This is a genomic window from Halococcus salsus, assembly GCF_009900715.1.
Lineage (GTDB): Archaea > Halobacteriota > Halobacteria > Halobacteriales > Halococcaceae > Halococcus > Halococcus salsus.
Genome location: NZ_JAAAJC010000010.1, coordinates 1 through 14,304, shown reverse-complemented (window position 1 = coordinate 14,304; position 14,304 = coordinate 1). Strand labels below are relative to the sequence as shown.

Annotated in this window: 11 protein-coding genes and 3 pseudogenes; 8 read left to right on the top strand and 6 right to left on the bottom strand. The window is 56.0% G+C overall.

Annotation, left to right across the window (positions count from 1 at the left end; all coding sequences use genetic code 11):
* Positions 1-1,111: 1,111 nt before the first annotated feature.
* The 3 genes from GT355_RS15705 to GT355_RS15695 form a co-directional block, all read right to left on the bottom strand.
* Positions 1,112-2,338 (bottom strand): RNA-guided endonuclease InsQ/TnpB family protein, encoded by a 1,227-nt coding sequence (locus tag GT355_RS15705; RefSeq protein WP_160135499.1) that lies wholly within the window; start codon positions 2,336-2,338, stop codon positions 1,112-1,114.
* A gap of 3 nt (positions 2,339-2,341) precedes the next feature.
* Positions 2,342-2,488: a DUF2080 family transposase-associated protein gene (locus tag GT355_RS15700; protein WP_160135498.1), complete on the bottom strand. Its 147-nt coding sequence runs from the start codon at positions 2,486-2,488 to the stop codon at positions 2,342-2,344.
* Positions 2,489-3,201: 713 nt separating this feature from the next.
* On the bottom strand, positions 3,202-4,797 hold the full coding sequence (locus GT355_RS15695) for a transposase (RefSeq protein ID WP_160135497.1): 1,596 nt from the start codon (positions 4,795-4,797) through the stop codon (positions 3,202-3,204).
* A gap of 326 nt (positions 4,798-5,123) precedes the next feature.
* Between GT355_RS15695 and katG the strand changes: the two genes are divergently transcribed.
* The 6 genes and pseudogenes from katG to GT355_RS15665 all read left to right on the top strand — a co-directional run.
* Positions 5,124-7,286, top strand: a complete 2,163-nt coding sequence (gene katG / locus GT355_RS15690) for a catalase/peroxidase HPI (RefSeq protein ID WP_160135496.1) — start codon at positions 5,124-5,126, stop codon at positions 7,284-7,286.
* Between the two features lie 326 nt (positions 7,287-7,612).
* Positions 7,613-7,758 (top strand): annotated as a pseudogene (locus GT355_RS15685) (IS1595 family transposase); the annotation flags it as partial.
* Positions 7,759-7,826: 68 nt separating this feature from the next.
* Entirely contained in the window at positions 7,827-8,213 is a 387-nt protein-coding gene (locus GT355_RS15680; RefSeq protein ID WP_160135495.1) for a cupin domain-containing protein, read from the top strand.
* Positions 8,214-8,310: 97 nt separating this feature from the next.
* A pseudogene (locus tag GT355_RS15675) lies at positions 8,311-8,736 on the top strand (transposase); the annotation flags it as partial.
* 81 nt (positions 8,737-8,817) lie between these two features.
* Positions 8,818-9,033 carry a hypothetical protein gene (locus GT355_RS15670; RefSeq protein WP_160135494.1) on the top strand — a complete coding sequence of 72 codons (216 nt, stop codon included), beginning with the start codon at positions 8,818-8,820 and terminating at the stop codon, positions 9,031-9,033.
* 39 nt (positions 9,034-9,072) lie between these two features.
* Positions 9,073-9,528: pseudogene (locus GT355_RS15665) on the top strand (IS1595 family transposase); the annotation flags it as partial.
* A 126-nt stretch (positions 9,529-9,654) separates the two neighbouring features.
* On the opposite strand, the gene GT355_RS15660 reads toward GT355_RS15665, so the two are convergent.
* The gene (locus tag GT355_RS15660; RefSeq protein WP_160135493.1) at positions 9,655-11,028 is read right to left on the bottom strand and encodes a bifunctional metallophosphatase/5'-nucleotidase; all 1,374 of its coding nucleotides are present in this window, start codon (positions 11,026-11,028) and stop codon (positions 9,655-9,657) included.
* Between the two features lie 159 nt (positions 11,029-11,187).
* Between GT355_RS15660 and GT355_RS15655 the strand changes: the two genes are divergently transcribed.
* A complete protein-coding gene (locus GT355_RS15655) occupies positions 11,188-11,787 on the top strand; it encodes an NUDIX hydrolase (RefSeq protein ID WP_160135492.1) in 600 nt (199 codons plus the stop codon).
* A gap of 51 nt (positions 11,788-11,838) precedes the next feature.
* Positions 11,839-12,654 carry an AAC(3) family N-acetyltransferase gene (locus GT355_RS15650; RefSeq protein ID WP_160135491.1) on the top strand — a complete coding sequence of 272 codons (816 nt, stop codon included), beginning with the start codon at positions 11,839-11,841 and terminating at the stop codon, positions 12,652-12,654.
* A 26-nt stretch (positions 12,655-12,680) separates the two neighbouring features.
* On the opposite strand, the gene GT355_RS15645 is transcribed toward GT355_RS15650, so the two are convergent.
* Entirely contained in the window at positions 12,681-13,550 is an 870-nt protein-coding gene (locus GT355_RS15645; protein WP_160135490.1) for a DUF5694 domain-containing protein, read from the bottom strand.
* Positions 13,551-13,915: 365 nt separating this feature from the next.
* The coding region (locus GT355_RS15640) for a hypothetical protein (RefSeq protein WP_205250458.1) at positions 13,916-14,304 on the bottom strand (389 nt) is incomplete at its 5' end.

Below are 14,304 nucleotides of genomic sequence, written 5' to 3'. Positions count from 1 at the left end.
TGTATCTCGTTATTTCGTAGCTGAAGTCGAACTCAATAGTTTCTCCTTCCGAGAGATATCGAGTGGTATAGAATCTCCTGAGCGAGGACTTACTTGCTCGTGACCGACTTTTCCATTACGTAATGTACACCTGCGATGTCTGCGCTGCGCCGCTTGGAAAGAGAGAACAAGATAGTCAAATTATGGGGGCGGGTAACACTTATCACGTCTGTTCGTTCAACTGTGAAACAGTCGTCCGCGAGAAACTCATTCCAGTGGCTGGGTCAAAACAGTCGGACTTTGCGAGCGACTAGTCGAATTCATTGACTTCCCTCTAACCGTTCTTGAGATGTTTTTCCGCCACATCCTGTTTATCAGCGCAGTCAGTAATCATGCTGTAAGCCAGACGACGGAGGTGGACAACCCCTTAGAATTTTTCTCGACCAATCCTGAAGGCAGAAATCATCACCGAGTCTATTGGTTTCTCGAAAGAACGAACCGGATTACGGTTTGCTCGACATGCCCACCGTACTCACGTTGTGGACTTGTACCAAGGTCCGAGAGCAAGTACTGGGCTTCTCGATACTCTCCGAGAATTGTATTACTAAAGGGAAAACAGACACCATGAAGCACGAACACAGGAGTCGTCTGATTCTACAACGTGGTATACGATTATTCGTGGATAGAGCCGGAGATTCATTCCTGCCTCAGACCATGGTCAAGATGTCCAAAAGGCACTCGAGAACCTGATCGAACCCGGTTTAGACATGAACTCAACCCCAACTCAACTTCTTGTTGGCCCACTCGTTCTCCACACGGATAGCGGCCGTCGGCGACCACTGTTGTAGGCCGCGAAACGACCGTTCACCGCGCACTAACGATTCTGTGATGGGAATAGCGCTCTGTAGTTCAGTCGTTTCGCGGTTGATCCCGTCACGTCACGTACTCTTATCCAGTTACTTGCCAACGCGCAATAACGATTTTGTCAACAGAACGTCGTCTAACTAACTTATCGCCGCGATGGATCACCGCGTTTCGAGCACACTGCCGTAGCACACACGTCGATACTTACCTCAGCCCACGATTACAGCTCTATTCTGAGTGAGAGATTCACTGTGACATCCTCCCCACCCTACCGCTCGCCTGACGGCTCGCGCTTGAGGGTGGGGCTTCCTGTTTCCGCGACGTGGTTTGCTGCGACTGGTTGAAAAGTAGTCGCCGTAGGGACCACAGTCTCCGCAGGCGTTGATTCGGCATTGCCCATGCCTATCTGGTCGATACCGCGCTGAAGGACGTTCCACGCGGCGTTTTCGTCGCGGTCGGCGGTGAAGCCACACGCCGGACACGAGTGTTCCCGCACCCACAACGGTTTGTCCGTCTCCGCGCCGCACTGGGCACACTCTTTGGTTGTTCCGTGTGGTCGAACCTCCGCGAAGTGCGTGCCTTCGCGCTCGCACTTGTATTCGAGCATTCGCCGGAACGTCCCCCACGCGGCGGATGCACGGTTGCGACTGTTGCCATCGAGTTGCATCAGACCTTTCGCGTCGAGGTCTTCGACGGCAACGAGGTCGCAGTTCTCGGCGTACCACGTCGAGAGTTTGTGAAGGAAATCCCGACGCTTCCGTTTGATGTCGGCATGGCGTCGAGCAACCTTCCGTTGCTGTTCGCGGTAGTTGTTCGACCCGTGTTCGCGGCGCGAAAGGACGCGCTGTTCGTGTTCCAGCCGCTCGCGTTCGTGCGACAGGTCGAGCGACCCGACCGCCGTCCCGTCGGTATCGTGGGCGAACTTTAGTATCCCCACGTCGATGCCGACGACGTTCTCTGGGTTCGTTGGTTTCTCCGGCAGTTCGTCGGGCGTTTCGACCGAGAGGACGGCATACCACTTGCCGGTGGGTTCGCGTTTCACCGTGACGGATTTCACGGTCGCATCGGTGGGAAGGTCGCGGTGAGCGACGACGGGGATACTGCCAATCTTCGACAGCCACAGTTCGTCGCGGTCGCTCTTTTGGTCGAGCTTGAAACCGGACTGACTGTATGTGAACGAATGGTAGTATCCCGCTCCTTTCCATCGGAGTTGACCGACGCGGTGGCCGTTCTCTTTCAGACCGCGAAGCGTCGAGAGATTGTCGTACAGGCGTTGAACGACCTTCTGAAGCATTTTGGAGTGGACTGCGCGTAGGTCGTCCCACCACTCCTTGAGCTTCGGTAGTCGCTGCTGCTCGTTGTACGACGACGTGTTCTCGACGCGATTCAATCGGTGGAGAAAGTGGTTGTAGACCTGTCGGCAGGTGTCCAGCGTCCACGCTAACTGCTCTGCTTGAGCGGGCGTGGGGTTGAGCCGGGACTTGTAGTTGAGCATGGTCTACTCGTCTGGATTCGGTTCGGAGGTACGAACGACCTTGACGGTCGCGCCGACCCATCGGCGTGGGACGAGAACGTGAGCGCCGTTGCCGGTGGGCTTCACTTCTCCGTCCACAACTTCGTGGCCTTCGACCTCGTGCCGGTCCATCGGTAGAGTATAAACGTTGTAGAAACATAAACGTATCGCTCGTGGTCCGGTCAGCCGACACGCCGAAACCTCGGGAGGTCAGACGATGACGGCGTTGACGAGACGCTTCGCGTCTCGTTCGCACACCAGAACGCGAAGCGTTCTGGGGACGCTGTATCCCCTCCCTACTCGCGCTCCCTCCGGTCGTGCTCCTTGAGGGAGGGGCCTTAGCGCCTGAAATTAGGTAATCGCTGCGGAGAACGTCCTATCAAGAAAAGGCAGCTTGATGCTTTTTCACAAAGACTATGTAAATGGCGACTCAGTTGATGATACTGGTCAACGGACCAGAAAAGGAAACTCGAAAGCAGGGTGATGCCACGCAACGGGGTTTCCCCTTTTGCGAACCCTACTCCCGAGCTACATCAGGATAGTTGATTCGCGATAATGAGTCTTGTGGTGGTTGCTAACGTAGTATAAACAACGGTTAGCTTTAGCCTCAATTATTTTAAATACCCTGTTGCACGTTCAAAATCAAATCGCCAGACGGAACGATCGGGCCTGAATCCGGACTCCATCAGTAGAGTTGGTGAAACGATGGAACGATTTTTGATAGAAATGGCTGAATCGGCCGGTAGATCAGCCTGATTGGTCGAGCTTCTTTCAGAAAAAACAGCCGCCTGAGAGCGATGCCTCTCAGGCGGCGACACCTGTTTTTTGGACAGATGGCGCGACCGTCAGATGAGCCGACTCGGTGACCGTATCAACCCTGGTTTGTTCTGCCGTTGTGCAGTGAGAGACGCTGCAACCAGCGCTACTGCCGAGAGAACGACGTGAGTCTCAACGTTGTTCTTCTTGCGTGCGCGGACGCGATCAAGGCCGGTAAAGGACTTCAGACGCGAGAATACGCGCTCGACACCTGCCCGCAGGTGTCGATGCATCCGTTCTTTGATTGCCTGAAAAATGTACGTCTCCTCGACGTTTCCGACGGAAACACCGTACTCCGAGAGTTGCTTCTGTGGCAGCCGCTCCAGAGCGTCGTAGGGACTGTCGACCTCCTCGCCGTGTTCCTTGAACAGTTCCTTGATTTCGTCCTTGATCGTTGCTAACGGCGACGATCGGCGAGGATTGATCGCCGTCAGCAACGGACAATCGAGCTGATCCTGACAGAAGTCGCGGTTATCCTGACTGTCAAAGCCGGCATCGGCGAGGGCTGCCTGGAGATCGTCAGTGTCGTACCGCTCGTTGAACTCCTCAACGAGCGGTTCGAACGCCGCACTGTCGTTCCTCTTGCCGGTCTCCATCGTGATGGCGACCGGCAGCTCCGTTGCCGCATCCACCACGAGAAACACCTTGTACCCGTAGAACGATCCTTCGTGTTTCCCCCAGCTCGCACCTTCAACTTCGCCATTTTCGATCTCATCACGCGTATTCGCCCACGCCGCGATGTGCGTTCCATCGATCACGACGAACTCACCGCCATGTTCGTGATCGGCAAGCAACTCGCCGCACATCGACTGGAGGCAGTCTCGGAGTTCATCGGGATGAAGTTCATCGAAGGCCCGCCAGAGCGACGTCCCATCCGGGACGTCCTCTGGCTCGGTGTAGTCGAGAGCCTCTCGAAATGAGTGATTGCGCTGAAGACGGCGTTCGAGGGCGTCGAAGGAGTCGCCCTCGAACTGCCGCAGGACGAGTGCGGCAGCTCGTTCGGGAGAGATTGACTGAAGTTCCGAGACAGCGACCGAGAGGAAGGTTGCAACGAGTTCGTCACGGTAGAGGTAGCCGTCGTCAGCAGGATCGTCGTGAGTGACATCGGCTGGCTGGTCGGTTTCACGCTGAGCCAGCTGGTCGTCCCTGCGGGACGGCCAGCTGTGGGTGTAGACGGTGGTGTCTAGCCATTCCGTGGCGTGTACTTCCTGTTGGTCAGCGAGCTTCTGGAGTGGGCGGTAGGAGCGACGACCGAGAAGGTCGTTTGCTTCGGATGCGGTCAGCCCGGATGGACGGCGGAACGCGAGGTGTTTGAGCGTCGGCTTGGCGTCTTCCTTGCGGTGGAAGACGGCGACGCCGTCATCCACCTCGGGCCGCCAGAACCCGTCGTGAGTGGATCGGTGGCCGACGATGTGCTTGCTGGCGACGTACTCGTTGTTGTGGTTCAAGGAAGTGTAGAAGGGGGCTTGGGAGGCGATGTTAGTGATGTACCACGCCGGCACGTCGGTGCCGGCGCGGAGATCGTCCTTGGAGGCGACCTCGCCGTGGGTTTGGAGGTATCCACGAACGGTGATCTTATGCGAATAGGCGGTGTTGTCGCAGGCGTCGGAGGTGCTGGTACTCATAGCACTACTCCGACTTCTAGTCTAGTGAAAGTGACTATTCCTGCAATTAGTGACTGCTGTACGATATTTCCGAGCTGATTTCGAAACCATGCAACGGGCTATGAGAGCTAATGAAATCGCAAGACTGTTCGCCATCAACAATGTGCTACACATGAGCGTAACCAACTTCTGGAGTTAGCTAAAGACGAATGGTCATAGGTCGGCCTCAGGTAGCCGGGCGTCTCAGTCACACAAACTGTTATTCCGAACTCCTGTCGATGTCAGGAAAATAGTAAAGATTGGTCGCAGTCAACAGGCTTAACGCCGATACGCTATTTCAGATGGGTATGACATGGTCCAATCAAGAGTGGTGGCCAGACCGACTCCGACTGGACGTTCTCGACGATAACACTGCGGATACCAATCCGTACGGTGAGGAGTTCGACTACGCCGAGGAGTTCGGGAAGCTCGACCTCGAAGAGGTGAAGTCGGACATCGAGGACGTGATGACGGACTCACAGGACTGGTGGCCGGCCGACTACGGCCACTACGGACCGTTTTTCATCCGAATGGCGTGGCACAGCGCTGGGACGTACCGCACTGCTGACGGTCGAGCCGGTGCAGCCGGTGGCCTTCAGCGCCTCCCGCCGGAGAGCAGCTGGCCGGACAACGTAAATCTCGACAAGGCCCGTCGCCTGCTCCAGCCGGTCAAAAAGAAACACGGCAAGAAGCTCTCGTGGGGAGACCTCATCGTGCTCGCGGGGAACGTCGCCCTCGAATCGATGGGCTTCGAGACGTTCGGCTTCGCCGGTGGCCGTGAGGACGCATTCACCTCCAACGAGGTCGTTGAGTGGGGTCCCGAAACGGAGTGGGAGACAACCTCGCCCGAGCGGTTTGACGACGGCGAGGTCGGCAATCTCAAGGACCCGCTCGGCAACACTGTAATGGGTCTCATCTACGTGAATCCTGAGGGACCGTACGGCGAACCGGACGTTGAAGGATCCGCGAAGAACATTCGCGAGGAGTTTAGCCGGATGGCGATGGACGACGAAGAGACCGTCGCGCTCATCGCTGGCGGCCATACCTTCGGGAAGGTTCACGGCGCGGATGATCCCGAGGAGCACGTCGGTCCCGAACCCGAGGCAGCACCGATCGAAGAGCAGGGCCTCGGCTGGGCCCAGGAGTACGGAGACAAGATCGGCGGTCTCGACGTGATCTCGAGCGGCATCGAAGGTCCCTGGAATGCCACGCCGACCGTGTGGGATATGAATTATCTCGACAATTTGTTGGACTACGATTGGACCTCCGTCAAAGGGCCCGGCGGTGCCTGGCAGTGGCAGCCAGTCGGCGACGACATCAATGACGCACCCGGTGCGCGGGATGCCTCGGAGACAGAAGAGCCGATGATGCTGACGACGGATGTCGCCTTGAAACACGACGATGACTACCGGGAGATCCTCAAGCGCTTCCAAGAGAACCCCAAAGAGTTCCAAGAGACGTTCTCGCGGGCGTGGTACAAACTGATCCACCGCGACATGGGCCCGCCCGAGCGGTTCCTCGGTCCGGAAGTTCCCGACGAAACGTTCGTCTGGCAGGACCCCGTCCCGGATGCCGACTACGAACTCGTCGGCGATGAGGAGATCGCCGAACTCAAAGAGACACTCCTTGCCTCGGATCTCTCACGCTCCCAGCTGGTCAAAACTGCATGGGCATCGGCATCGACGTACCGCGACAGCGACAAGCGCGGCGGTGCGAACGGTGCACACCTCCGTCTCGAACCCCAGCGAAGCTGGGAGATCAACGAGCCCGAGGAGCTGGAAACGGTACTCGAAACCCTCGAATCTGTCCAGACGGAGTTCAACGACTCGCGCTCCGACGACGTACGCGTCTCGCTCGCCGACCTCATCGTGCTCGGCGGGAACGCGGCCATCGAGGAGGCTGCGGCGGACGCCGGCTACGACATCGAGGTGCCGTTCGAACCTGGTCGCACGGACGCGACCCAGGAACAGACCGATGTCGAGTCTTTCGAGGTGCTCGAACCGAAGATCGACGCGTTTCGGAACTACCTCGGCGGCGAGTACGATGACCTCTACGACTCCCCGGAGGAACGGATGGTCGACAAGGCAGAGCTACTGAACCTGTCCGTTCCGGAAATGACGGTGCTCGTCGGCGGGATGCGTGCACTCGGCGTGACCTACCAAGACACCGGCCGCGGCGTCCTCACGGACCAGCCGGGCACGCTCAGTAACGACTTCTTCGTGAATCTGCTCGATATGGACTACGAGTGGGATCCAGTCGACGAAGACAACGGGCTCTTCGAAGTCCGCGACCGCAACACCGGCGAGGTCGAGTGGGAGGCCACTCGTTTCGACCTGATCTTCGGCTCGAACACTCGCCTCCGCGCCACCGCAGACGCTTACTTCGCTGACGACGCCGAAGAGCAATTCGTCGAGGACTTCGTGGATGCCTGGAGCAACGTGATGCAGCTCGACCGCTTCGACCTCGAATAGCAATTCGGCATCCGGGATTGTCTACTCTATGCATGGTTGCCAGATCCGCTCAGAATTGCCGAACACCACTCACGAGCGGAAGAGATAGATACATTCACTAGGTGAAAAACCGGTTCATTGGGATGACCGCTACAGATTCGACACTAGCGAGAACATAAGTCATTCTCATAATAGCCTATACGCTCTTCGGAAGCAGATTGTTGGTCGGATAGAGCTGGCGCTGTGAAAGCGTAGCGGGCATGGGAGATGCGTCAGCATCACTCGACTATGTTCCCAGTTGAAGTGTTTCGCTCGGAGGCGAGCGCCGCGAACCAGCTGGAGCAGGTTCGCTGGCGCGACGATGGCTCTCGCCGCACCGAGGAACCTCGAAAGACAAACTCACAACTATCTCAGACTCTTCGGTCTTCGCCGGAGAATCCTACGCAAATCCGGACGAGAAGCCTTGAGAGAAATTGTTCGGACTGTTCTCTGACTCACCAACAACGTCCTTCGAAATGAGCAAAAGGTACATAATAGTAGCTCTGGTAAAAGAGGATGCTCATGACTGAAAACGTAGCGAACGGGTTCACGACCGACATCGAGGAGGACACCCTCGAAAATGAGGATTATCGCCGCGTGCTGTACACCGGTGAGAACACCCAGCTCGTTCTCATGACCCTCCAACCGGGTGAAGAGATCGGGCTCGAAACCCACTCAGATATCGATCAGTTTATCCGGATCGAAGCAGGGACCGCACAAGTAGTTCTTGACGACGAAGAGATTTCCCTCGAAGACGATGATATCGTAGTGATTCCTGATGGAGCTGAACACAACGTCACAAATACGTCAGAGGAGGAAGCCCTTCGGTTGTATACGCTCTATAGTCCACCAGAGCATCCAGACGGCACCGTACACGCGACGAAGCAGGATGAGCCGGAGGACCACTAAACTTTATCGCTCTTCGGAAGCAGGTTGTTGGTCGAGTAGCGCTGTCGCTGTGAAAGCGTAGCGGGCAAGGGTGACGCGGCAGCGTCACCCGAATGCAATGTTCCCAGTTGAATTGCTTCGCTCAGAGGCGAGCGCCGCGAACCTGCTGGAGCAGGTTCGCTGGCGCGACGGCCTCTACTGCCCGCACTGCCGGTCTGAGTCGGTGATCAAACACGGCAGCTATCGAGAGTATCAACGGTATCTCTGTAAGGATTGCGACCGAACGTTCAACGACAAGACCGGCACGACCTTCGCGCACGCGAAGATCGGCCTCGACAAGCTCTTGTTCGCGTTCTACTCGTTTCTCCGGTTCAACACGAGTATCCGCCAATTAGACGCTGAAATTGACGTTTCGTATCGCTCGCTTCGCCGGCGCGTCGAGCAGTTCGCCAGAACGCTCGACGCGCCAGCCATCTCCCTCGTTGGCCCGGTCGAGATTGACGAGTTCTACGTCTCTGCCGGGAAGAAAGGCCGCGAGCGCGACCGATAATGACCCAGAGAAGTTATGAAGATAGCAGAGTAGTTTACCGTAGGTTTTACCGTAAATTCGCTACCTTGGTTGGATATGCCTCCAGATGGGTACACAACCGTCACAATCAGCGATAGCTTGGCAACGAAGCTAACGCGGATCATGGCTTCTCATGATCGCTCTAGCTACGCTGAAGCGATCGAGTATGCTGCTGATGCGACCCTCGCCCAAGAGGATGAAATCACCGTACAGGAGTTGGTTCAGTTGCTCGCTGAACGGATCGAAAAGCCGAACGAAACTGATTTACCGTAAAAATTACGGTAAAGGTTTCACAACTTCTCTCAGTCATTAGAGTCGCGCTCGCGTGGCCTCTCGAAACGCGGACGAGGAACGTACGAGGGGGACAAACCGCCAGTGTTCACGCTCGTTGATCGCGGCAGCGGTCAGCGATACGTCGTCCCGGCGAAATCCGCCGACGAAGCGACCGTGCGACTCCTTCTCGACAACCGCGAGAAGGAGTCGCTGACCGTCTATACTGACGGATTTCGGGCCTACGATCCACTCGACGGTGACGAGAGCTTCCACCGAGAATCAGTAATTCACGGTGACGGCGAGTACGTTGATGGAGACGCGCACGTGAACACGTGCGAGAGCCACGCGTCGCTGGCGCAACGGTGGCTCTCGCCGCATCGAGGCGTCTCAAAGGACAAACTGACCGCGTATCTCAGACCGTTCCAGCTTCGGCGACGAATCCTCCGCAAACCGGGTCGAGAAGCACTGAAACAGATTATCCGAGCAGTTCTCTGACTCACCAACAATGTACTTCACAAGAGCGTCTCTCGTAAGAGAGAGCATGCTGTTCCAGCCCCTGCACAGACCAACAAACACCGTTGATCCGCTTTTGCCTCAGAGATTTCCAAAGCCGGATAGAGGTTAGTCACTCTCAGCCTCTTCAAAGGCCGGTCGTTGGATCCTCCCTTCCAGCTCAGGGCTGACACCCCACTCTTGGGCATATTCAACGAGCGCCTCATACGCCGTTCCAGCCGTTTTGGTTACCTCACTACTATCGAACGTCGAGAATAGATGAGTTGTCTCGACGTGATGAGAATCAACAGCGACAGAATACATCTGATCCTCTGCAACAGGGTTACCATTCACGGCTGCATCAAGAAGGGAATTCGTCTGGTCATTCCAAACGATGGTCGCTCCACTTACGTGACCAAACCACCAGTCGGTAGCTTCGGGATAGCGGTACGTGACTGCGAGTTCACGAAACGATTCGAGAAGTTGTTCGCCGGAGAGTTCGACGACACACAGGTCGTTGTCAAATGGAAGAACGCCGATGAGGTCTGCAGAGGTTATAGAACCGGTGAGCGGCTCGTTCTCGCGGATCCCGGCCCGCATTAGACTAACTTCAGCATCCGCTCGCCAACGTAGGGCGTCAGTCACGAAGTTCCCGATCAGGCTTTCCCCTGCCAAGCGCGCCCGGTCGTGTACTGGTATCGGGTCGTTGAGCGTGGCCACTACATTGGTAAGCCCGGTTTCATCCATTCGGGTTCGTAGAGCTGACGAGACGCCTTCATCAAGCGCACCATCGCTAACCTCGTGTCTGGTAACAGTTGGATCGTCACCCTCGAAATTGACTGAAAGGAGATACCGGCCGTTTGAGCCAGGACGAGCGACGAGAGTTCCGTCAATGTACTCAGTATGTGGTGTATGCTTGTGCCCGCCGAGGACCGCGTCGACATCAAGTGCCGTAGCGAGGTCAGTGTCGTCGCCACAGTGCGAAAGCACGACGAGAGTATCCACGCTGTCCTGAAGTTCGTTAACGCTCTCAGCAGCAGCGGAGACGGGGTCAGTGAAATTGAGAGGCTCCGCCTCAGGCACCATAACTGGCGTATCAGGGGTTGCAACGCCGATCAGCCCGACTCGGTGATTCTCGGTTTCGATGACGGTGTGTGACAGCGTTCCTTCGTCGGCGGAAAAACGCTCGTTTCCCGAGAAGACGTTCGCGCAGAGCCATGGCTGTGGTGAGTCACGAATCTGCGAGCGGAGAGGGTCAATTCCGTAGTCGAAATCGTGATTCCCGGGGACATCGGCATCTGGTTCGACGGCGTGGAAGAAATCGAATGCCTGCTTTCCATGGGTGACGAGCGAGAGGACACCTGGGGCCGTGTTGTCACCGCTTCCTGTGACGAGAGTCTGTTCGTCGCGCAGGCGGTTGATAAGCCCAGCGAGGCGTCCAATGCGTTCAGGATCGTCATAGGCGTTCTCGATATCAGAGTAGTGGAGGATCTGGAGAGGCATACTGGCAATCATCTCAGCCGCTTTTCAAAGATATTTCGGAGGCTACAGCGAGTGTTGATGTATTTTATTGCTGATTTTCTTATAGTTCAAGCGATTCCCTCACTGTCGCAATCGCTTCAGGAGGAGTAGCTTCTTCCCACACCCTAGAGGAGAAGAAACATGGACAGTACTGACCACGATTCGGTTGCTGAGGCTGTACATCAACGTGCTGAACGGACGCTTACTGACTTGGATGAACGCTGGGACTACGAGCGTATTGAGCCACTTCTCGTCGAGCCAATGCCGAACCACGACGACCCAATCTATCCAGAAACGGCCGACGAATTCGAGGACGAATCCTACCCGTATGCGGCAGGAGCGGTCGTTGTAAACGACAATGCCGAGCTGCTCTGTGTGCGAAACCCCGTTCGTGAGTGGGAGACGCCTGGCGGGGCGGGCGAACCGGGTGAAGTGCCCGCGGAAACCGCTCAACGTGAAACCCGTGAGGAAACCGGCATCGAGTGCGAAATCACTGGTGTCCTTTTCGCCCGTCTGATGAATGTTGACCTCGGTGGACCAGAGCCCCTCCCGATACCCGTTATCGTCTTCACTGCAGAACCGAGTGGCGGAGCAGAACTGAGCGAAGCAGAAATCGAAGCGAATCCGGAGATCACGGATTTGGCGTGGTTTAGCCACGACGAACTCCCTGAAGAAATGCGCGAGTACACACGAAAACACGACTACCTGCGTTCGTTAGCGACTGGTTCCAGTACTCATTAGAGCAGCTGAGATTCCCCACTTGCTAAGTCCAGCTACCTTCGTAGATTCCCCATGAACGATATCCTTCCTGAAGATCGTTCTCCAGAGCCAATAACAGTTGATTCGCTGGTAGAGGACTTACGATCTCTCGGTGTTAAAGCAGGTCAAACGCTACTTGTCCACGGATCGCTATCTTCCCTCGGATGGGTCTGTGGCGGCGCTCCTACGGTTGTGGACGCGCTGCAAGAGGTTACTGGTGAGGAGGGAACTCTCGTCATGCCGACGCACTCACCAGGAAATAGAGACCCGACTGATATGCAAAATCCACCCGTCCCCGACTCGTGGTACGATACGATTCGAGACCAGATGCCGCCGTTCCGGCCAGCCGTGACTCCGACACAGGGGATGGGTGCTATCGCTGAGTGTTTTCGGTCCTATCCAGATGTTCTTCGGAGCAAGCATCCCCAGCACTCGTTTGCGGCGTGGGGAGCCGATGCTGAGTTCGTCACTGAGGACCATTCGTTAGCGTATTCGCTCGGCAAGGATTCGCCACTAGCTCGTATGTATGACCTCGATGGTGACGTCTTGTATCTGGGAACGTCCCACGAAACGAGTACATCTATCCATCTCGCTGAGTATCGAGCCGACCTCGACCTGGGTACTGATACGCATGGTAGCGCAGTACTCGTGGATGGAGAGCGTGAGTGGGTGTCCTTTGGGGACCTCAATTTCGATGATGGGGACTTCTCAGAGTGTGGCGCAGCATTTGAGCGTTGTAAACCGAAGGCATGCAGAACGGGGGCCATCGGTGATTGTGAAGCAAAACTCCTCTCTCAGTCAGAGCTTGTGGACTTTGCCATTGAATGGCTCGAAGCAAACCGCTGTTGAGTATGGTCATTCATTCCTAGCGCCGCTCACTCCCGCTTAGAATCCGATGGGAGGTACGGCAGCGAGCTAACAGGGCAGAACTGTGGAAATTCGGTGAGAAGGTGTCGAAGGATGTGGATGTGCCCTGACCCAACGACGAGAAGCACCCGGTCAGTATCGGCGTCCACAGCGCGCCAGATGTTGTGAATCATTCTGAGGTTCCGACGATACCACTTGGCGAGCGCATCGGGGCCGGCATAGCTGTCGCCTTCACCATAGCGAAGGAATTCCTCGAACATTCCATCATTGTAGTGGAGAGCAGCTTCTTCGTTGAGGTAGCGATGGTACTCGGTGATAGAGCTATCAGTGAGGCGCTCATCCAGGGATTCCTGTAATCGATCTCGGTCTAATTGTGGAGTGTCTACCTTCGGTGTGAGGTCGGCTTCATCTTCTAAGCGCTCGAAATCAGGATCTTCTCCGAGCATCTCGGGAACGTCGACAGGCAAAACCCGGTCATGATCGAGTCGATCGGCGAGCCGGAATCCAACTTGAATGACCTCACTCCGGCATGCCATTCCGTCGTCGTCTCGCTCGGGATGATGGGGAGCGAACGTGTGCTCTTCATCGTATGCGATCTCCCCCTCGTGATAGCGCGTATAGAGCTCGTTCACTTCCTGCCCCAGAGAGGCAGGTCGTTCAACGGCGACGTAGTCTAGTTCGACTGGCTCGAGGTGCGAGACCAAGGATTTGAGTTCGTTCTGCCGAGAATCCGCAAGAACGTCGTCGGCACTGACATTGACGTCATCTAATCCGGGTTCATCCATGTGGTACGTTCCAAGAAGTACGACCTCCACCTGTTCAGGAGTTGGTGTTGGCCAGGTCGGCGTCTTTCGAGCAGTTGCCCGTGGTCTGAGCATTATGATTCCCTTGAGACGATATCGCAATAAACCATGCGGGTACTGCAATCCAGCTAAGCGGCAGTACGTTCTTTGTCGATGGAGTACAAATCAAAGACAAGCTTCGAGTATGCCAACTCTGCTTCACTATTCTGACGTTGAGAACGCGTTTGACCGACCTGAGCGTATCGCGCGACTCGCAAGCGCGCTTCAATCGCCTCCTGACGCTGTTGTCGTCGGGTCTGGCGATGAGCTTGCTGGAGTGATTATTGCCAGCCTTCTTCTCTTAGTAGCCGGTGCAAGCATCTTATCGGCTACAATCGGACTGCCCTAACAAACTGTGATAGACAAGCTGCCAGTAGCGCGCACGATCACTCTGGAAAGATCTATTCCGGGTTTGGTCTGGCAGGCTCGCCGTGTAGGTCCGGATATATGTACCCCAGAAGCAAGACTAACCCATTGAAAAAGCCACCAGCAACGATAAGCAGAGGGAGGCTGGCCTCCGCTGGATATCCAAATACTACTAGTCCTGAAACGAGCAACAGGCCGGTGAGGTTCAGCAGTAGAAAACCATAGGCCCGTTGTTTGGCAGCCATCCCGACTGCGAATGCTAGAGCTCCCACTGGGAAAAGTGCGCCAGCTATCCAAGCCTCGTCAGTGATCGCCGTGAGCCCTATCCAGAGGCTCATTAAGATACTTGCCCATCCCATGACTTCTCCCAGTTTGAGCTGCCGATTGGTGGTCAGTGACGCTCGTATATTGCTAAGAACTGTCA